General features: G+C 63.1%; 16 protein-coding genes. 9 read left to right on the top strand and 7 right to left on the bottom strand.

What is annotated here, in order from left to right; translation table 11 throughout:
• Positions 1-7: 7 nt before the first annotated feature.
• From OKW38_RS06260 to OKW38_RS06280, 5 genes are all read right to left on the bottom strand, one after another.
• Positions 8-1669 carry a nucleotidyltransferase domain-containing protein gene (locus OKW38_RS06260; RefSeq protein ID WP_429360531.1) on the bottom strand — a complete coding sequence of 554 codons (1662 nt, stop codon included), beginning with the start codon at positions 1667-1669 and terminating at the stop codon, positions 8-10.
• 18 nt (positions 1670-1687) lie between these two features.
• Positions 1688-2770, bottom strand: coding sequence for an SDR family oxidoreductase (locus OKW38_RS06265; RefSeq protein ID WP_187615755.1), 1083 nt, complete (start codon positions 2768-2770; stop codon positions 1688-1690).
• A gap of 26 nt (positions 2771-2796) precedes the next feature.
• On the bottom strand, positions 2797-3603 hold the full coding sequence (locus tag OKW38_RS06270; protein ID WP_429360533.1) for a hypothetical protein: 807 nt from the start codon (positions 3601-3603) through the stop codon (positions 2797-2799).
• Between the two features lie 107 nt (positions 3604-3710).
• Positions 3711-4040 (bottom strand): phosphopantetheine-binding protein, encoded by a 330-nt coding sequence (locus OKW38_RS06275; protein WP_429360535.1) that lies wholly within the window; start codon positions 4038-4040, stop codon positions 3711-3713.
• Positions 4041-4057: 17 nt separating this feature from the next.
• A complete protein-coding gene (locus OKW38_RS06280; protein WP_429360536.1) occupies positions 4058-4828 on the bottom strand; it encodes a Coq4 family protein in 771 nt (256 codons plus the stop codon).
• A gap of 592 nt (positions 4829-5420) precedes the next feature.
• Between OKW38_RS06280 and OKW38_RS06285 the strand changes: the two genes are divergently transcribed.
• The 5 genes from OKW38_RS06285 (at position 5421) to OKW38_RS06305 (ending at position 10713) form a co-directional block, all read left to right on the top strand.
• Complete coding sequence (locus tag OKW38_RS06285) at positions 5421-6530, top strand: hypothetical protein (protein WP_187611896.1); 1110 nt, start codon at positions 5421-5423, stop codon at positions 6528-6530.
• 49 nt (positions 6531-6579) lie between these two features.
• A complete protein-coding gene (locus OKW38_RS06290) occupies positions 6580-8112 on the top strand; it encodes a B12-binding domain-containing radical SAM protein (RefSeq protein WP_429360538.1) in 1533 nt (510 codons plus the stop codon).
• A 68-nt stretch (positions 8113-8180) separates the two neighbouring features.
• Positions 8181-9608, top strand: coding sequence for a tryptophanase (locus OKW38_RS06295; protein WP_429360540.1), 1428 nt, complete (start codon positions 8181-8183; stop codon positions 9606-9608).
• Between the two features lie 9 nt (positions 9609-9617).
• Positions 9618-10370, top strand: a complete 753-nt coding sequence (locus OKW38_RS06300; RefSeq protein WP_429360542.1) for a dTMP kinase — start codon at positions 9618-9620, stop codon at positions 10368-10370.
• Positions 10371-10506: 136 nt separating this feature from the next.
• A complete protein-coding gene (locus tag OKW38_RS06305; RefSeq protein ID WP_262419933.1) occupies positions 10507-10713 on the top strand; it encodes a hypothetical protein in 207 nt (68 codons plus the stop codon).
• A 128-nt stretch (positions 10714-10841) separates the two neighbouring features.
• Here OKW38_RS06305 and OKW38_RS06310 read toward each other — a convergent pair whose 3' ends face one another.
• The gene (locus OKW38_RS06310) at positions 10842-11315 is read right to left on the bottom strand and encodes an Lrp/AsnC family transcriptional regulator (protein WP_429360543.1); all 474 of its coding nucleotides are present in this window, start codon (positions 11313-11315) and stop codon (positions 10842-10844) included.
• Positions 11316-11585: 270 nt separating this feature from the next.
• On the opposite strand from OKW38_RS06310, the gene hppD reads away from it, so the two are divergent.
• The 3 genes from hppD to OKW38_RS06325 all read left to right on the top strand — a co-directional run bounded on the left by hppD (position 11586) and on the right by OKW38_RS06325 (position 15386).
• Positions 11586-12659 carry a 4-hydroxyphenylpyruvate dioxygenase gene (gene hppD / locus OKW38_RS06315; protein WP_184011854.1) on the top strand — a complete coding sequence of 358 codons (1074 nt, stop codon included), beginning with the start codon at positions 11586-11588 and terminating at the stop codon, positions 12657-12659.
• Positions 12660-12753: 94 nt separating this feature from the next.
• Entirely contained in the window at positions 12754-14136 is a 1383-nt protein-coding gene (locus OKW38_RS06320) for an amino acid permease (RefSeq protein ID WP_090811520.1), read from the top strand.
• A 44-nt stretch (positions 14137-14180) separates the two neighbouring features.
• Positions 14181-15386, top strand: coding sequence for an amino acid aminotransferase (locus OKW38_RS06325; protein WP_429360545.1), 1206 nt, complete (start codon positions 14181-14183; stop codon positions 15384-15386).
• A 142-nt stretch (positions 15387-15528) separates the two neighbouring features.
• On the opposite strand, the gene OKW38_RS06330 is transcribed toward OKW38_RS06325, so the two are convergent.
• Positions 15529-16647 carry a patatin-like phospholipase family protein gene (locus OKW38_RS06330; RefSeq protein WP_184058783.1) on the bottom strand — a complete coding sequence of 373 codons (1119 nt, stop codon included), beginning with the start codon at positions 16645-16647 and terminating at the stop codon, positions 15529-15531.
• Positions 16648-16906: 259 nt separating this feature from the next.
• Between OKW38_RS06330 and OKW38_RS06335 the strand changes: the two genes are divergently transcribed.
• Entirely contained in the window at positions 16907-18940 is a 2034-nt protein-coding gene (locus OKW38_RS06335; protein ID WP_429360546.1) for an ATP-binding protein, read from the top strand.
• The last annotated feature ends 154 nt before the right edge of the window (positions 18941-19094 follow it).

Here is a 19094-nt window from a genome sequence, read left to right on the forward strand (position 1 = left end):
CCGTTGCTCAGGTGCTCGACGAAGCGAGCAGGTCTCTTGCTTCCTCGGCTGTACCGCGCCCGCCGTGAGCGGTCTGCGGGAAGCGCGCGTGCAGATGCGCGCCGAGGTTGATCCAGTCGTAGGCGGCGTGGATCGTTCCGCGCCAGCCCGACGCCGTATCGAAGCTCGCCGGAAACCGCGGGTCGCCGCCGAGGTCGCGCAGACGCTGCGCGAGTTCATCGGCGAGCGCGACGTAACGCTGTGCATCGCGAGCCGATCCGATCGAGCACTGTTCGAGTTCGCGGATGCCGTCGATCAGCGCCGCATCGAGCGGCAGCAGCCGGATCGCGTCGAGCGTCGCTTCTTCCATCGTCGACTGCGGCGTCACGCCATGCGCGCCGAGCGTGACCATGCAGGCGGTCTGCATCATCCGTTGCAGCGCGTACTCGAGCACCTTCCATTGGCCGCGCTGGAGTGCGCCCTGGGCATCCTCGCGCGCGTTCTCGAGACCGATGTTGGCCCAGATCATCTCGAGACCCGCTTCGGCGAAGCGCCCGGCGGGCATCGGCAGCAACTGGGCACCGCTCGCGCGGCCGCCCGCGAGGCGCGCGCCGTCGATCGAGATCAACGGCGCGCGCGACACCGGCATCGACGTCGCCTGCTGACGTGCGTGGATTTCTCCGCTGCCCTTCCAGCGCAGGCTGACGAGACCCAGCCGGCTGAAGTCCGCGATCAGCGCGCGCTGCCGGCTCGCCGCTTGCGCGTCGCCACGGCTCGCGATGGCCGTGCATGGCGTGTCGAAGGTGATCGCTCGCCAGGCCTCGGCCGCTTCGTCGTCGAGCGCAAAGACGTCGCTACCTCGCAGCACGTGGACCCGTTCGCCGATCTGCCAGGTCGTCGTGTCCTTGCCGGGGCCAATCAGCACGTTGTCGGCCATGAGGCTCACACCGTTGACGCCGAACTCGCGGATCAGCGCGACCCCCGCCGCGAGGAACCCGCTTTCGGCGCCATGCTCGCGCGGCGCGTGCAGCAGGCCCCACAGACGGCCGACGCGGCCGGCGTCGACGGCCGCGCGTTCGAGTTGCAGCGACAGCCATTTCGGACTCATGTAGCACTCGCCGAGGCGCGCCACGTGACTCTTCGCCGCATGAAACGCGGCGGTCCTGATCCAGGCGCGTGCGTAGTCGGGCTCGCCGAGCGCGAACATCGCCACCGCATAACGGCCGGTCTGACGCGCGAAATCCTCGAACCACAGCGCCACCGCCTCGCACAGCGCCTCGCGGCCAAGCGCCGCTTGCAGCGTCTCGATCAACGCCGGGTTGTCGATCGGCAGCGCGCCGATAAAGCGCTGGCACCGTTCGAGCAGATTCCACGACAGACGCGCGACCGCGCGCCGGCCTTTGCCGAGCGCTGCGCGAACCTGCGCGAGTTCGCGGCGCAGCCGCGCCGGACTCAGCAACCTGACCTCGACGCGGCGGCCGTCGATGAACAGGATGTACGGCATCGTGGCTGGCTCTAGCCCGCTATCGACGATCGCGACGAAGTCGACGTCGGAGCGCTCGTTGCCAAAGCCTTCGGCGATCGAGCCTTCGAGAAACACGGCGCTCGGTGCCCGCTGTTCGAACTGGGCGCCGAGCGCGGCCCGCGCTTTTTGCCAGAGCTCGGCGAGCATCGGATCAGTCATCAACATGGTTAGGCTCCCTGAGCGTCAAGCCGTGCGCGGCACGAAGTAGCCCGCCGCGATCCCGTAACGAAAGATCCTGCGCAGCAGCGTTTTGCCCGTCGCGCGAGGCAGGGCCGGCAGGATCGCGGCGGTCGCGTCGCGTGCAAAGCGCACCTGGCGAGTCAGGTACGACTCGTACAGTTTCACGACCTCGTCGTAGTAACGCCGCTCGAGCGGTTTCATCGCGGCGGCGTCGAAGACATGCCGCGGCACATAGCGAGGCACGTGAAACGAGGGAAACTCCGCGCAGACGTCATTGATTTCGCGCAGCGTGGTCGGCGTGCCCGAGGTCAGATGCAGCGTGCGTCCGCGCACGAGCGGAAACTTCGCCAGCGCTTCGACGACGCAGTCCGCGACCCAATCGATCGGCACGATGTTCAGCGTCGCGCCGTAGTCGCCCGGCATCGTGCGCACGAGTCCCGCGGCCGTCAGGCGCACGACGGTGTACAGCGTGTCGAACTTGCGGATCACGCCGCTCGCCGAGTCGCCGACGATGATCGACGGGCGCAGCACCGCCGCCGGCAGACCGCTGCGCATCGCCGCTCGCACCGACTGTTCCGCGCGGTACTTGCTCTGCTCATACGGGTTGCCCAGACGCTGACCGAGCTCGAGATCGTCCTCGCTGAACACGCCGGGGCGCTCGCCGCAGACATAGGCGGTGCTCACGTAGAGCAGCGGAATCGGCGCGTCGCCGCTACCTTGCGCGAACTCGACGATGCGCTCGGTGCCGCGAAAGTTGATCGCGTCGTAGACCTCGGGCTTGCGCCCGAAGCTGGTTAGCGCGGCACAATGGACGATCGCGCCCGTTGCCGCGCGCAGTGCCTCGTAGGTGTGCGGATCGAGCCCAAGCCTGGGCTCGGCGACGTCGCCCCGCACACATGCGAAGGTTCCGGCAGCGGGCGTGTGGCCGCCGTACGGTGTTGCCGCGAGCGGTGTGCCGTCGTTGCGGACAACCGGTCCATCGGAGCGCAAGAATGCGACGACCGGGTACCCCATCGCCGTCAGCCGGGCGATCACTTCGGCGCCCAACAGACCTCGCGCACCGGTGACGAGAACGTGCTTATCCATCGTGGGTGACCATCCAGGGTTGCGTGTCATTTGAGGAGAAGCCCGGCCAGCAGTCCGAGCTCGACGGCGACGATGAAGCGGGTGCCAGCCCAGCGTGGCCGGCCCGGTCTGCTCGCGGGGCCCGGCCAGCTCGCGTTGAGCCAGACGAGCCACACGAGCGGCAGCGTTGCGGCATAGATCGAATACGTTTGCGACAGGCTTGCCAGGCGCGAGAGCGATACGTTGATGCCGAGCGCCAGAATCAGCAGGGCATTCAGCGCGACCCGAATGGCGCGCGCCGACAGGAGATAGGGCTGCAGTGCGGTGGTGCCGACCTTGCGCGAGAACTTCCAGAACTCATAGCCGGTCCACATCGAACCCGCTACGCACACCACGACGTAGAAGCTCAGTTCGCGCCCAGCAACGTCGCGCCACAAGAAAAAGCCGTACATGAAGATGGCGAAGGGCGCACCCTCGAAAAAGGGTAGGCACAGCAGCGGGTGGGTCGGGAGCAGCCGCTTGAAGACGAACGGCGCAGCGAAGGCCAGTGCGGTGGCGGCAGCGGCGGCCGTCCTCGCGTGCCCCATGCCGGTGTTCAGCGCAACGAGCAGGATCGCGCTTGCCGCGAGGCTGGCGACGAGGCGTGTGCGTCGCGCCTCGCGTCGCGCCAACAGCGCGTGCCCGGCGGGATAGTCGCGTTCGAGGTCGTCGAGGTCGTCGATCAGGCGAAGCTGGACGAACAGCAAAAAAAACGACGCAAGACCGGCCAGCAAGCGCCAGCCCGGTTCAATGGCGACGCCGGCTATCCGTCCGTATAGCAGCAGCGAGCAGACGAACGCGCCGGCGATCGGCACCGCCTCTGTCGCCAGCGGCATGCGACCGAGCGTGTGGCCGAACGCGGCTGCCGCAGTGGCGAGCCGGCCACGTCTCGCGTGCGGGGTGACCAGCGAAAGGCGCGGGCTCATGTGCGCAACCCCTCATTGGCGTCTACACGGACGGCGGCGTGCCGGATGCATAGGTCCACTAGCGATCCGACCGTGAAATACGCTTCGGCGCGTTCTTCGTTCAACGCTTCCAGCGGCAGACGCTCGATGCCAAACACCTGCTCTAGTGCGACCACCGCTTCGACGAGCGACAGCGAGTCGAGGCCAAGATCTGCGATCAGCGAACTGTCGAGGCGAATCTCAGTGTTGAAGTCGCGCTGATGCTCGCGGCAGACGCGCAGTAACTGCGTGCGTACGACGCCGAATACGGTGTTGCGCGTCGACGCATTTTTCGGTGTGCTGGCCATGCTGGATCCCTTTCCGTTCACGCGTTGCTCGACGCGGCGTAGCGCCACGGCAGTGTCTGGCCGCCGGCCAGGATGCCCTGTGGATGCGCGAGCGCGACAGGCTCGATCGCCAGTTCCAGGCGGACGGCTTCGAGTGGCCGCTGCAACGCTTCTTCCCAGCGGTAGGAAAGGGGAATGAGCGCGCGCTTGCCACGCAGCCACGCGCGGCGCAGAAAACGATGGACCCAGAAGTTCGGCCACCACGGCGCAGTCAACGCGGTGCCGAGCAGACCGACGATGCGCGCGCGCATCGGTTCGAGCCCGCAGTCGAACGCGAGAAGCGAGGTCTCGCCGGCCCAGTCCTGGCCATAGCCCGTCAATACGTGCAGCAGGTCATGAATGCAGCCGGTGCGCTCGATGAACCACTGACGGTCCGGGCCGGGGAGAATTTCTTCGAGGCCCGCGGCCAGCCGGCTCGCCTGCAGCAGACCATCGGCGCTGTAGCCGCTGTGCTTCATCATCGCCATGTAAGCGCGGCCGAACGAGCCCGGCGGCAAGCGCAGCAGCGTGTCGGAATCCGCGAGCTTGCCGAGCAGTGACGGCTGCTCGGCAAGCAGCGCGCCGGCGCCGGGCTCGCCGAGAAAACGCTGGTACATCGCCTCCATCTGGCCGCCGTCGAGCGCGATCATCACTTCGTAGGCATGCTGAATATCGTCTACGTTCGCCCTCAATGCTTTGATCGCCCGCAAGGCGCGCGGCCAATCGATGTGGCGTCGCGCCAGCGCGTCGTCCTTCAAGGTTGCTGTCATCTGCGGCTCCCGGCAAAGATCAAGAGGGCGAGTCACGAGTGGCAATCGACCGGTGTCTCGCGATTCGGGTTCGGATACGTCAGGAAGGAATCGAGGCAGGTCGGCCACCAACTGTGGATGCTTTTTGCAGGGTTCATGCCAGTCGTGCGTCGGCAGCACGAAGGTCCTCCTCATTCCCTGCAAGAACGGACCGAAGTGCCCAGATCTCAAAAGGCCGCGCGGGTTTCGCGCCGATTGAAGCGGAGTCTGCGATTTGCCGACGCACGTTCGGGGCGAGCCCGTCGCAGCCTGCTGGATGTCGGTGCCGGGCCAACAGGCGAAGCGCATCTGTTGGTTGCAGATCGACTGCGGGACATTCGATACCGGCCCGGTACGCATGCCGACGTCCAAACATCTAAACGTGCGCATGTATCGCGCTGCCCTTTGAAATCTGGCTGCCCGCTTGCGTCATTGCTTCTGACGAGGACTCACGTCGCGCTGCAAGAGCGTGCCTGGCACGAACCGTGCGCCAGGAGCGCGAACAGTGAGTGGTGCGTATTGATGGTCGCGAAACGTATCGCTTGGGAATACTCACGAGGATGGAGGTAGAGCAATGAATCAGGCATGGAAGGCGAAAGCGGGGCAGTTCCTGCCGGGTGCGAATCTGACTGTGCTGCCGCACTGGGAGCGCGACGCGGTACCGAGCTACGATCGTGCCGAGGTCTCGGTGCCAGGGCGCCTTCACTTCGCGGTATTCGACTTTATGCAAATGGCGCCCGGCTTCGGCGGCGGCGGACTCGGCGTATCGACGAGCACAGTCGGACACCGGATCACCGTCACGAAGACGACCAACGGCGAGGGCGGCTGCGACGTGCCGAGCGGGCGGCACATGCTCGAGTTGTTCAAGCGAGCCGTCGGCTACGCACGTGACGACATCCGCGTCGATCGGGTGCGCAGCATCCAGCACCAGCACAGCGGCTTCGGCTCGAATGTCTCGTTCAACACCGCGACGCTCGCCGGCTTGAACGCGTTGTTCGGCTCTCCGTTTTCGCCGCACGACATGTGGGAAATGATCACCCGCAACTACGTCGAGACCGCGAAGGATGACGAGCACGTGTATTTCGGACTGGAGACCGGCGTCGGCGAAGCGTGCCTGTTCTTCGGCGGTCTGGTCTGGGTCGACGAGAAGCACGGCAACGGCCGTTTTCTCGGCAACCTGAGTTCGGAAAACCTGTGGGTGACCACCGCCGTTGGCAACTACGACACGCTATCGACCGAAGCGCTGCGCGCCCATGGCGAAGGCGCGGACATGTCCGGCACCACCGAGGCGGGCTTCGTGCCGACGCATTTTGTCGAGTGGCAGAAGCGCTACGGCATCGCGTGGCGCAACTTCATCGAACAGAAATTGCGGCCGGCACTGCATCGCAACGACCTGTTCGCGTTTCTGAAGCACGGCTGGGAACTCAACAGCATGAGCAACATGAAGGTGCTCGAAGGCATTTTCCGGACCGACGTGATGCGCGAGTTCGACGAGACGATGCAACGCGAGGGCGCGGTGTACGCGGGGATGAGCAGCGCGGGTCCGGGCTTCTATGCATTCTCCGACTGCGAGGACAAGGCAAAGCACCTCGCGGCGGTGATGATGCATCGGTTCAGCGATTTCATGAGCGAGATGACGGTGGCCCGCGCGGGCCAGAAGCTGTCCATCGACGTCGCCGTCTAGGCGCATTCCTGCGAGCCCTCGCGAACCTTTCCACCGAGACCGATCGAACATGGCCAAGCGCGTCACCTTCGTCAACACGAACCAGATCAAACCGGCGATTGCGCCGATTGCATTCGACTACCTGTCGGCGCCGATGGAGCGAGCCGGGTTCGCGCTCGATTTGCTCGACCTGTGCTTCTCCGACGATTGCGAGGCGGCCATTGCCGCGCACTGCCGCACCGCCGCGCCGGATTACTGGGGGGTGACGCTGCGAAATACCGACGACGTCTATTTTTCCAGCGGCTACAGCTTTCTCGACAGAATCAGGGACATCGTCGCGTTGCTTCGGCGCGCGCGCGCGGTTCCGGTCGTGATGGGCGGCGCGGGCTACTCGGTGATGCCGGAAAAACTGCTTGCTTACCTCGACGCCGACTTCGGCATCGTCAGGGAAGGTGAATTCAGCTTTCCCGAGCTGCTGACCTGCCTCGAAGAAGGCAGGAGTTTCACGCACATACCCGGCGTGGTTTACCGCGACACGGCCGGGGTGCGCGCTACGCCGCTCGCCCCGAACGCATGCGGACCGCTGGCCAGCATCGGGCCTCACAAACGCGAGCTGGTCGACAACCCCCACTACTTCGCCAAAGGCGGCCAGATCGGCATCGAAACGAAGCGCGGTTGCAATCGCTCCTGCATCTATTGCGTCGAGCCGCTGATCAAAGGCCGCACGGTGCGCATGCGCGAACCCGATGATGTCGTCGCCGAGATGGCATCGCTCGAAGAACGCGGGGTCAACGTCTTTCACATCAACGACTCGGAATTCAATCTGAGCGTCGCGCATCCTCTTGCGCTGTGCGCGGCCATCATCCGGCACGGGCTCGCCGGCAAAATCCAGTGGTATGCGTACGGTATGCCGCGGCCGTTTCCCGATGAACTCGCGGCCGCGATGAAAGCAGCCGGTTGCGTCGGCATGAACTTCGGCGTCGACACCGCCAGCGAAACGATGCTGAAGATACTGCGCCGCACCTTTTGCGCCGACGACATCGAGCATGCGGTCAATACGGCGAAGCGCCACGGCCTCGAGCACATCATCGAGCTGCTGTTCGGCGCGCCCGGCGAGACGCAGGAAACCGCGCGCGAGACGATCGAATTCATCAAGCGGGTCGATCCGGAGCGCGTTTCGGTGACGGTCGGGCTGAGGATTTTCCCCGGCACCGAGCTCGAGCAGATGATTCGCCGCGAAGGCCTGCACGTCGGAAATCCGAATCTTCACGGCCATATCGAAGGCAACGACGATCTGCTGCATCCGGTGTTCTATCTGCCGACCGCATTGGGCCCGGACCCGCAGCAATTCATTGCCGATCTGATCGGCAATGATCGGCGGTTCTTCGGGACCAACGCGAGTCTGTTCAACTACAACGCGAACGACGCGCTGGTCGAAGCGATCGCGCAAGGCGAACGGGGCGCGTATTGGTCGATCCTGAACCGGATCGAGAAACGCTTCGAAGCGGCCCACGACGCTCGCGGATGTCACCGCACGTCCGCGGCCGGTGGCGATGCGGATTGGGCACCGATCGAGGTTGTGCCGATCGAGCAAAGTGCCTGATGCGGTGTGCGATGCCCGAAGCGGCCAGTCATCCAGTGGCCTGCGTACTTTCAACCCAGGAGGAGTGCATGCTTTTAGAAAACAGCCAGCCTGAGCCGTACAGGATCAAGATGGTCGAGCCGATCAGGCTGATCGACCGCGAGCAACGGCAGGCGCGGCTTGTCGCCGCCGGGTACAACGTCTTTCGCCTCGAAGCAGACGACGTCTACATCGATCTGATGACGGACAGCGGCACCTCCGCGATGAGCGCGAACCAGTGGGCCGGCATCATGACCGGCGACGAATCATATGCCGGTTCCCGCAGTTTCACGAAGTTGACGCAGGCCGTGCGGGACATGCTCGGCTTCGACTACGTATTGCCGACCCATCAGGGCCGGCCGGCCGAGCACTTCCTGTTTCGGACCCTCGTGCGCCCAGGCCAGGTGGTGCCATTCAACGCGCCGTTCGATTCGACCGAGGCACACGTATCGATTGCCGGCGGGACCGCGATACCGTGCGTCGCCGAAATCGGCTACCAGCCCGCTGTCGAGCACCCGTTCAAGGGCGACGTGGATGTGCAGAAGCTGCGCAACGTGATCGAGAGCGAAGGGCGCGACAATATTCCGCTGATCATGGTCTCGCTGACGAACAACGCGGGCGGCGGCCAGCCGGTATCGATGGCGAACCTGCGGGCGGTGAGGGCGTTGGCCGATGAGTTTGCGATTCCGGTCTACTTCGATGCGGCGCGCTGCGCGGAGAATGCTTACTTCATCCAGCAGCGCGAGAGCGGCTATGCGAACCGGTCCGTGGCGGAAATTCTGAAGGAGCAGTTTTCCTATGCCGAGGGCTGCACGTTCAGCTGCAAGAAGGACGCGCTGGTCAACATCGGCGGCTTGCTCGCGACACGGTCGCGCACGCTCTATGAGCAGGTCGTGCCGCTGCTCGTGCTGTACGAAGGTTTCGTCACCTACGGAGGGATGGCGGGCCGCGATCTCGAGGCACTCGCGATCGGTCTGCGCGAGATGGTCGACGACCGATACCTGCAACACCGAGTAGGTCAGGTCGAACGGCTAGGGGACACACTGCTTGCCGGCGGCGTTCCGATACTGAGACCGACCGGTGGACACGCGGTGTACGTCGATGCGGCCGCCTTCCTGCCGCACCTGCCGCGCTCGCAATTCCCGGCCGAGGCGCTGGCTGCCCAGCTTTATCTTGAGGGCGGCGTGCGCGCCGTCGGTCTGGGCTCGTTGGCGTTCCTGAAAGAAGATCCGTCGACGGGCACTGTCAGCGCCCCGCGGCTGGAACTGCTGAGGCTGGCCATTCCTCGCCGCGTCTACACCGATAGCCACCTCGCGGCGGCTGCCGCCGCGTTGATCCGGGTCTACCAACGACGCGATGCGATCAGGGGAATGCGCATCGTCTCGGCACCGTCGATGCTCAAGCACTTCAGCGCGGTCCTCGCGCCGATCGAGGCCCGTGACGAGATGCTCGCGGAGTCTCGGGAAGTTATGGTCTGAGGTGATTTCATGTCGAATGGTGTCTTCGAAACGCTCGAGCTCAAACCGCATGCTTATCCGGGGGTTCTGGTCACGTTGTGCGGTGTGGATGGGGCGGGGAAGTCGTCACTGATGGAAAGGCTCGAAAGCGCGTGCACGCGTGCGGGGCTCAACTGCGTGACGACGTTTACGCCGACCCGTAGGATCCGCAAAGATGCGCTGTTCCGGGATATGGTGGACAGCCACTGGCATACATCGAGCGCCGGTTCCGGACTCGACGTAAACCGACGGCGCGTCGACATGCTGGGCATTCTGCTGTCCATCATGGGAGACCTCGTCCAGCATCTGACCGACACGGTCATACCGGCACTGGAACGCGGCGACGTCGTTTTCTGCGACCGTTACGTGTTCACCTCTCAGGCTGAAATCGGCACGCGTTCCGATCCCGCTGAGACTGCGCCTGTGCTCCGCAGCATCGCCGGTCACTTGCTGCGTCCCGATGTCGCCTTTGGTCTGAACGTTTCCGGCGCGACTTCACACCGTCGCGTGCGGGCAAGGAACGACGAGAACGACCAGCCGCCGCCGATGAGCTTTCTGACGCGTCAGGTGGCGGCCTATCGCGCCGTGTTCGAGGTCAACGGCGTCGTCGCGCTGGATGCGGAGCGCAGTCTCGACGAGACGTTCTGTCAGGCACTCAGTCATCTCGTGGCTATCGACCGTGTTGCGGGGCGGTTGGGCTCTCTCGGGGCGGAATGTCCTACACGAAGCGTGGCGGCATGCTGAGGCTTCGACCTGCGCCCGGGAAGCCGGATTCGCGCATCGAGGTATGCGACAAAATGCGCGTCGACACGTTTTGACGAGCATCTATCCTTCGAGGAAGGACCATGATGCATGGAACATCAGAGCCAGGGAGACGACGATGCTTAGCCCACATGAGATCGCAACGCTCATGCTTCTCGAGACAAACCCCCGTCCAGAAAATTTCGATCCCGGCGATCTCGACGCGTTGTGCGAGCGCCAACTTGTATTTCTGGAAAAGCTCGCGTCTGGATGCGCGCGAGGGCGTCTGACCGCGCAAGGACGCTCGATATTGCGGTCGGTCGGGAGGGTGAACTCGGGAGGGTGAACTAGTGCCTCGCTCTGCATCGCCTGGGAGCTGTGACCTTCAGGAGCAAAATGACCGTTGAAGCGCACGCACGCATGCGGGGAATAGTGGGCACCGGAATGTGACGGGCGACGCTCGCGCTCAGCGGGCTAGGCCGCCAACGGGACAGCGCCCGTACATTTGATTTCATCGAGGCAAACGCTGGACTTGACTCCGCTCACGCCCGGAATGCGCATCAGCGTATCCAGCAGAAACTCCGACAGCGCTTTCAGGTCTTGCGCCACGACCTTGAGCATGTAATCGATATCACCCGTTACGACGAAGCATTCCTGAACCTGGGTGAGTTCCGAGATCATTCGCTTGAACTTCGACAGGTCGCGGACATGGCCTCGCTCCATCGTCACCTGGATGAAGGCCACTACGCCAAAGCCCAGCAGCTGCGCGTCGAGCCGCGTCTCGTAGCGTTTGATCACACCCATTTCCTCGAGCCGGCGATGCCGCCTCAGCGTTTGCGCGGGCGACAGTTTGATCGCCTCCGCAAGTTCGAGATTGGAGATGCGCCCCTGGGACTGAAGAATCTCTAGTAGACGCACGTCGATACGGTCGATGTCGATTGTCTGCACTTTTATTTCCTCGTTCTCCAGTGAAATGAAATATTAATGCACAAATCAGGGTTTGTCTGCGTCTGCAAGGAAATCCAATTGCGTCGATAAAAATTTACACTGAATCCAGATGGCGCTGCAACGACGCCGGCAGATGCGTTGAGAGAGTGGTCCGAGGACGCTGCCTGCCTGGCGATTGGAGAAATTTGCTTTCATTTTTCCGACACCCGGCAGCACTCGGTGCCGGTTGCTCGCCACAAATCATTCACCCTCTGCTGAACCTGAGAGATCATGGCCGACCTGTTTGACAATCCAATGCAACTGATGGGCTTCGAATTCGTTGAATTTGCCTCGCCCGTACCCAATGTTCTTGAACCGCTGTTCGAGCAGATGGGCTTCACACTGGTGGCTCGCCACCGTTCGAAGGACGTGCTGCTTTACCGCCAGGGCGAAATCAACTTCATCGTCAATCGCGAGCGCAACAGTGCGGCCGCTTACTTTGCCGCCGAGCATGGCCCGAGTGCGTGCGGCATGGCATTTCGCGTGAAGGATTCGCACAAGGCCTACGCCCGCGCGCTGTCGCTAGGGGCTCAGCCGATCGAAATCGCAACCGGTCCAATGGAGCTGAGATTGCCGGCAATCAAAGGCATTGGCGGCGCACCGCTTTATCTGATCGACCGCTTCGAGGACGGCAAGTCGATCTACGACATCGATTTCGAGTTCATCGAAGGTGTCGAGCGGCGGCCGGCCGGTCATGGCTTGCGCCTCGTCGACCACCTCACGCACAACGTCTATCGCGGCCGCATGACGTATTGGGCCAACTTCTACGAGACGCTGTTCAACTTCCGTGAGCTACGCTACTTCGACATCGAGGGCGAATACACGGGTCTCACGTCGAAGGCGATGACGGCGCCGGACGGCAAGATCCGCATTCCATTGAACGAGGAATCTGGCAAGGGGAGCGGGCAGATCGAGGAATTCCTGATGGCCTTCAATGGCGAGGGCATTCAACACATCGCGTTCCTGACGGACGATCTGATAACGGTTATCGACAACCTGCAGATGGCAGGCGTGCCGCTGATGACGGGGCCCAACAGCTACTACTACGATGCGCTCGAGACGCGCTTGCCGGGCCACGGTCAGCCGGTGGGCGAATTGCAATCGCGCGGCATCCTCCTCGACGGAACGACGGCAGACGGGTCGCCGCGCCTGCTGCTGCAGATTTTTTCCAAGCCGCTGCTTGGCCCTGTCTTTTTCGAATTCATCCAGCGCAAGGGTGATGAAGGTTTCGGCGAAGGCAATTTCAAGGCGCTGTTCGAGTCGCTCGAACGCGATCAGATCGAGCGGGGCACGCTGAAGGTTTGACGCGCGTACAACCCCGTTGATAGCTCTCGACCAGAGCAGGCGAAAAGCGAGGCGTGGCGTCCAGAACCAACCGCAGGACACAGGAGACAACATCGTGGCACACCAGCAACAAGGCACGCTACAGCGCGGCCTGAAAAATCGTCACATTCAGTTGATCGCGCTAGGAGGCGCAATCGGCACCGGCCTCTTTCTCGGCATCGCGCAGACCATCAAGACGGCAGGACCGTCCGTGTTGCTCGGGTACGCGATCGCGGGCATCGTCGCCTTCTTCATCATGCGGCAACTCGGCGAAATGGTCGTCGACGAGCCGGTTGCGGGATCCTTCAGCTACTTCGCAGGCAAATACTGCGGCCAATTCTCCGGCTTCGTGTCCGGCTGGAACTACTGGGTGCTGTACGTTCTCGTGTCAATGGCAGAACTGTCGGCCGTTGGCATCTACATGCAGTACTGGTGGCCCGGTCTGCCCACGTGGGTCTCCGCGCTCGTCTGCTTTTGCGTCATCAACGCGATCAACCTCACCAGCGTGAAGTCGTACGGCGAACTCGAGTTCTGGTTCTCGATCGTCAAGGTCGCGGCGATCGTCGGCATGATCGGCTTCGGCGGCTACCTGTTGATTTCGGGCCACGCAGGCCCTGACGCGGGCGTGGCCAATCTCTGGCGCCACGGCGGCTTCTTTCCGAACGGCGTGTCGGGCCTCGTGATGGCGATGGCTGTCATCATGTTCTCGTTCGGTGGACTGGAACTCGTCGGCATTACGGCCGCCGAGGCGGAAGATCCTTCGCACACCATCCCGCGCGCGACCAACCAGGTGATCTACCGGATCCTGATTTTCTACGTCGGCGCACTCGGCGTGCTGCTGTCGCTGTATCCGTGGGAAAAAGTCGTTACGGGCGGTAGTCCGTTCGTGCTGATCTTTCACGCGATGAATAGCAACTTCGTCGCCAACGTGCTCAATGCGGTGGTGCTCACCGCCGCGCTGTCGGTGTACAACAGCGGCGTCTACTGCAACAGCCGCATGCTTTACGGCCTCGCAGGCCAGGGCAATGCGCCGCGCGCTCTGCTGAAGGTGAACGCCCGCGGGATTCCGCTCGTCGCGCTGGGTGTTTCCGCCGTGGCGACGGCCACCTGCGTGGTGATCAACTACCTGATGCCCGGCAAGGCATTTGAACTGCTGATGGGGCTCGTCGTCTCGGCGCTCATCATCAACTGGGCAATGATCAGCATCATTCATTTGCGATTCCGCGCTGCGAAAGCGCGAGCCGGTGAGACGACCGTATTCCGCAGCCTGGGTTATCCGCTCACCAACTATCTGTGTCTGGTGTTCCTTGGCGGGATCCTGGTGGTGATGTGGCTGATACCGGATCTGCGCATGTCGGTCTACCTGATCCCCGTTTGGCTCGTTGCGCTGGGCGTCGGCTATCGCTTGCGCAATCGACGCGCGGACGCCTCGGTACCAGTTGGTGTGCCGATGCGCTAGGCACCCCGTTTCTGCAACTATTTGGCCTAATCCAGGGAATCAGCATGTTTGAACACATCGATGCCTATGCGGGCGACCCGATCCTCACATTGAACGAGAACTTCGCGAAGGATTCGCGCGACCATAAGGTCAATCTGAGCATCGGCATCTATTACGACGATCAAGGCCGCTTACCGGTGATGCAAGCCGTACGCGAGGCCGAAGGACAACTGCTCGCCGAGCCCGGTCCAAAGCCGTACCTGCCGATGGCGGGCTTCGCCCACTACCGCGATGCCGTGCAATCGTTGGTGTTCGGCGACGACTCGCCCGCACGTACCGAGGGGCGCATCGCGACTGTGCAGACCTTGGGCGGCTCGGGCGCGCTCAAGGTCGGTGCGGATTTCATCAAGCGCTATTTTGCGGGCTCACGGGTATGGGTCAGCGATCCGACGTGGGAAAACCACCGGTTCATCTTCGAGCGCGCGGGATTCGAAGTCGACACGTACCCGTACTACGACGAATCGAGCGGCGGGCTCAAGTTCGAAGAGATGCTATCGGCCATCGACGCGCTGCCGGCGCGCAGCGTCGTCCTGTTGCACGCGTGCTGTCACAACCCGACGGGCGTCGATCTGAACGACGTGCAATGGGTGCAACTGATCGAGGTCATCAGGAAGCGGACCCTGCTGCCCTTCATCGACATGGCGTATCAGGGCTTCGGCGCGGGCATCGACGCGGACGCATTTGCGATTCGCGAACTCGTGCGCCAGAACGTGCCGGCGTTGGTGGCCAATTCATTCTCGAAGAACTTCTCGCTGTATGGCGAGCGGTGCGGCGGACTGTCGGTGATTTGCGAGTCGCCGGATGTTGCCGGGCGCGTATTGGGTCAATTGACGAGCGCTGTGCGCGCGAACTACAGCAATCCGCCGACGCACGGCGCAAAGATCGTAGCGCGCGTGCTGACGACACCGGCAATGCGGCAATCATGGCAACAAGAGCTTGCATCGATGTGCCGGCGCATCATGCGTATGCGTGCGGAGATCCATGAACGCCTGCGCGGCAAGGTGCCGGACACGATGCTCGCGCGCTACCTCGAGCAGCGCGGTATGTTCACGTACACCGGCTTGTCGGCAGACCAGGTCGACACGCTGCGCGAACGGCACGGCGTCTACTTGATCCGGTCCGGGCGCATGTGCGTCGCCGCGCTCAATGACAACAACGTTGCGACGGCTGCGGAGGCCATCGCGAGGGTCATCTCGCGGGCAGGCGATTGAGACTACTGCCGCAAGCGTGGAGCCGCGGCTGGACAAGCGATCAGTCCGGCTAAGGTGCGCGCGATGGCGGATCGGTTTCAGACCGACGTCGAAACCGTCGCTAGCGCTCTCGATGCGGTGCGCGGCATGGAAATCGTCCTTTTCAGTTTCGTCGCGCGCTCGCGTTGCCGCTGTGCTTGAGCGTCGGATCGAGCAACGAACCCTTGACGTCGAGCGAAGACGCTTGCCCGAGTTTCGCGTAGTCGTTCTCGAGCCATACGTTCGCCACTTCGCGGCCACGCTCGAAGAGCGTTTTGAGCAATGACCAGGACGTGCTGCTCTTGGAAACAAAACCGAACTTCGCGAGAAAATCGTCGTCGCGAATCAGGTGAAACCTGACGGGCTTGAAGCGGCTTTTGCGCGCCGCTTCCTCGCCGACCGAGTCGAGCACACGGTTGACCGCTTCGATCGCGTTGATCTCCAGTACGACGGACGCGTTGAAACCGATTTCATTGAGCCGGTCGAGAATGCCGCGCGCGTCTTTAGGCGGCATGTCGTGGCGCACGAACGGATTCGCGAGAACGAGAATCAGGTCCTGGGCATGGGCGATCAACGGCGCCAATGGCGGGTTGCCCAGATAGCCGCCATCCCAGTACGGTATGCCGCCCACGCTGATGGTGCGAAACTCGCTCGGCAGGCATGCGGAAGCGCGCAATACGTCAATGGAAATCTCGGGGCGGGTGAAGATTGCGCGTTGGTTGGTTCGTACGTCGGTTGCGCAAATGAACAGTTGCGGGCCATCGCGCGTGGTATTGAGCGCGGCGAGATCCTGTTCGGGGAGGGCGGAACGAATCACCGGCCCGAGCGGATCGCGGTAAAACGGATTGCCGTAAGGCGAAGCGACGAGTCCCACGGCCTCCAGCATGATGGCGGCGGGATTCCAGTCGATATTCCAGCCGCCGAATGGGCCGGGTTCGGAAAAGCCGAGGAGCGCGTTGCCCGCCAGCGCACCGGCGCGCGATACCGCTTCCCAGAAGGCGCGCAGCATCTCGCGTGCTTTCGGTGCGCCGCTGGTTGCGAGACCCGCCGCGCACAGCGTCGCATTGATTCCGCCCGCGCTTGCGCCGCTGATCGCCGCGATATCGAGCGGGGTTGCCTGCGACGAAGCCTCCAGCAGACGGTCGAGCACACCCCACGTGAAGGCGCCGTGCGAACCGCCGCCTTGCAGGGCAAACGCGACCTTGGGGCCGTTCTGTCGCGTCGGGTTCCGGGGTTCCTCCATCGCCATGGCTCCTTCGCGTCTTCATCGCGTTCCCGGCAATCTTACGCGCACGCGAGGATACTTGCGTCGGAAACGTCGAGCTTTTAATGGTTCGTCCTGTCCCGCATGCCATGGCGGATCGCCCTGGATGCTGCGATACTATTTATAAGCGCGCGCTGCGTAACCTACTAAAACGGTCCATGACAAAGAGGTTGACTGACACAAACCGGTGTGCCGGGAAGGCATCGCGGGCTCACAGCTTTCGTCCGGGGGTACCTGGATGAAACGGCATCTCGATCTGGATTCCCGAGGCGCGATCACGCTAAACGGGCTGGCGCGCAGGCTGGGGCGTACCCGTGAGCAATTGATGCATCGCTGGATCGCCGAGACCTCGGAGCAGGCCGCGCACACCGATGCGGACAGCGGGCAGGGACTCATGGACTGTTTCGCCTATATGCTGGCCGAAGTATGCGCTGCCCTGCTGGTCGCCGAGAGCGACGCGTCACTATCCGCGCATGTGGCTGTCGCGCATCCCGGCAGGTTCTGGCCAGAGGGCTGGCGGGTCACGGATCTGTTTCGCAACATCGATCTGATGCAGCGCTTTCTGAAAGACGAGATCCGCGCGTATTTCGGTCCGGTTGCGGCTTCCGTCGACGTTCACATACGGGCACACGACATCGTCGAGCGCACGTTTCGCGCGATGATCGAAAACGCCATCGAGGCGCAAATGCAACGTCAGGCGGCCGAGGTGGCGGCGGCGCAGGACAGCCTGCACACGGCGCTGACCGCGCTGAAGCTCACCGAGGAGCGGCTGCGTGTCGCGACGAGCGCGGCCGGCATCGGCATCTTCGAGTGGTGTGGCGCCTCGCGACAAGGCGTGTGGGAAAACCGCCAGATGTACGACATCACCGGGCAGCCCGAGGAGAGGGGACCGTTGACGGAAACCGAGTTCATGACGTCGGTCGTTCATCCCGACGATGTCGAACTGCTGAAATGCCATTTTCAGTCCCGGCTGGTCTCCGGCGAGCCGGTGCATGTCGCGTTCCGGCTGCACCGCGTAACCGACCGCGCGCTCAGGACCGTCGAAATGTTCGGGTATCTGCGTCCGCCCGTTCAGCAGGACGATTACACGTTCATTGGCAGCTTGTGCGACGTGACGGAGCGGACCGACGCGGAGGCGAAATTGCAGGACGCCGATCGCCGCAAGGACATCTTTCTGGCCACGCTCGCGCACGAGCTGCGCAACCCGTTGGCGCCCGTGCGTAACGCCGCGCATCTGCTGGGCCACGGCGCGGGAGCCGATCCCGCCAAACGTGAATGGCTGCGCAATGTGATCGAACGCCAGACCGGCCACCTGTCGCATCTGATCGACGACCTGCTCGATGTATCGAGGATCACCACCGGCAAGATCGAGTTGAAGCGCGAGGTCTTCGATATCAGGCTGGCAGTCGACCACGCTCTCGAGATCACGATGCCGGCTGCGTTGCAGCGGCATCACGACATCGTGCGTCTGTCGCTCGCGCACCCCGTGTACGTCCACGGTGACCCGGCGCGGATCACCCAGACATTTTCCAATCTGCTGGATAACGCGATCAAATACACCGACGAGGGCGGCCGGATCGTCGTATGCGCGACGCTCGTCGGTCAGGAGGTATCCGTTAACGTGTCGGACACGGGCACGGGTATTTCGGGCGACGCACTGCCTCACGTGTTCGATCTGTTCGTACAGGGTTCCTGCCACGGCGAGCCGTCCAGGGGCGGTCTTGGGATCGGGCTCTCGGTGTGCAAGACGCTGACCGAGATGCACGGCGGGACCATTGTCGCCAGGAGCGAAGGCAAGAACAGAGGCAGTGAATTCGAAATACGTCTACCCGTTTGCCAGGGCAGCAACCAGCGGGCGAAGGACGATGCCGAAGCAGGTCGACCGCCGTCCGACCCATTGCGTGTTCTGATCGTCGACGATAACAGCGATGCCGCGCTGTCGCTCGCAATGATTCTCGACGCGCACGAAGTGCGCACCGCACACAGCGGGGAAGAAGCGCTTCAGATTGCCGCTGCCTTCGAGCCGCAGATCGTTTTCCTTGATCTTGGTCTGCCGGGAATCAGCGGCTATGAGGTTGCGCGTCGGCTGAGGGATCGTCAGGCGGCCGGCAAGCGCCTTGAAATCGTCGCCGTGTCCGGATACGGACAGCCTGAGGACGTGACTCGCTCAGCGGGAGCGGGGTGTGATAGTCATCTCGTCAAACCCGTCGATATCGAAGAACTGCTTGCGATCATCAGGCGAATGACCAGCGAAAATCCGTCCACCGCGTAGTTTTCAATCGCCCCTCTTTGTGCGAGGCGGCGTTCTGGGGCGACGACGAAAAGCACTGTTAGGATTTCCCCGCTTATCAGTCGAATTCCCTCGCGGGAACGGCGTGGTGGGCGAGGGCGTCGGCGGTTTCGCGCCCGGAGACGAGGTCAATGTG

The sequence above is a fragment of the Paraburkholderia sp. MM5496-R1 genome (genome assembly GCF_050436205.1).
GTDB lineage: Bacteria > Pseudomonadota > Gammaproteobacteria > Burkholderiales > Burkholderiaceae > Paraburkholderia > Paraburkholderia tuberum.

Coding starts and splice junctions, on each gene's coding strand:
- OKW38_RS06295 (WP_429360540.1), top strand. CDS start 8,181: ATGCTTTTAGAAAACAGCCAGCCTGAGCCGTACAGGATCAAGATGGTC.
- OKW38_RS06280 (WP_429360536.1), bottom strand. CDS start 4,828: ATGACAGCAACCTTGAAGGACGACGCGCTGGCGCGACGCCACATCGAT.
- OKW38_RS06325 (WP_429360545.1), top strand. CDS start 14,181: ATGTTTGAACACATCGATGCCTATGCGGGCGACCCGATCCTCACATTG.
- OKW38_RS06335 (WP_429360546.1), top strand. CDS start 16,907: ATGAAACGGCATCTCGATCTGGATTCCCGAGGCGCGATCACGCTAAAC.
- OKW38_RS06290 (WP_429360538.1), top strand. CDS start 6,580: ATGGCCAAGCGCGTCACCTTCGTCAACACGAACCAGATCAAACCGGCG.
- OKW38_RS06285 (WP_187611896.1), top strand. CDS start 5,421: ATGAATCAGGCATGGAAGGCGAAAGCGGGGCAGTTCCTGCCGGGTGCG.
- OKW38_RS06275 (WP_429360535.1), bottom strand. CDS start 4,040: ATGGCCAGCACACCGAAAAATGCGTCGACGCGCAACACCGTATTCGGC.
- OKW38_RS06330 (WP_184058783.1), bottom strand. CDS start 16,647: ATGGAGGAACCCCGGAACCCGACGCGACAGAACGGCCCCAAGGTCGCG.
- hppD (WP_184011854.1), top strand. CDS start 11,586: ATGGCCGACCTGTTTGACAATCCAATGCAACTGATGGGCTTCGAATTC.
- OKW38_RS06300 (WP_429360542.1), top strand. CDS start 9,618: ATGTCGAATGGTGTCTTCGAAACGCTCGAGCTCAAACCGCATGCTTAT.
- OKW38_RS06305 (WP_262419933.1), top strand. CDS start 10,507: ATGCTTAGCCCACATGAGATCGCAACGCTCATGCTTCTCGAGACAAAC.
- OKW38_RS06260 (WP_429360531.1), bottom strand. CDS start 1,669: ATGTTGATGACTGATCCGATGCTCGCCGAGCTCTGGCAAAAAGCGCGG.
- OKW38_RS06265 (WP_187615755.1), bottom strand. CDS start 2,770: ATGGATAAGCACGTTCTCGTCACCGGTGCGCGAGGTCTGTTGGGCGCC.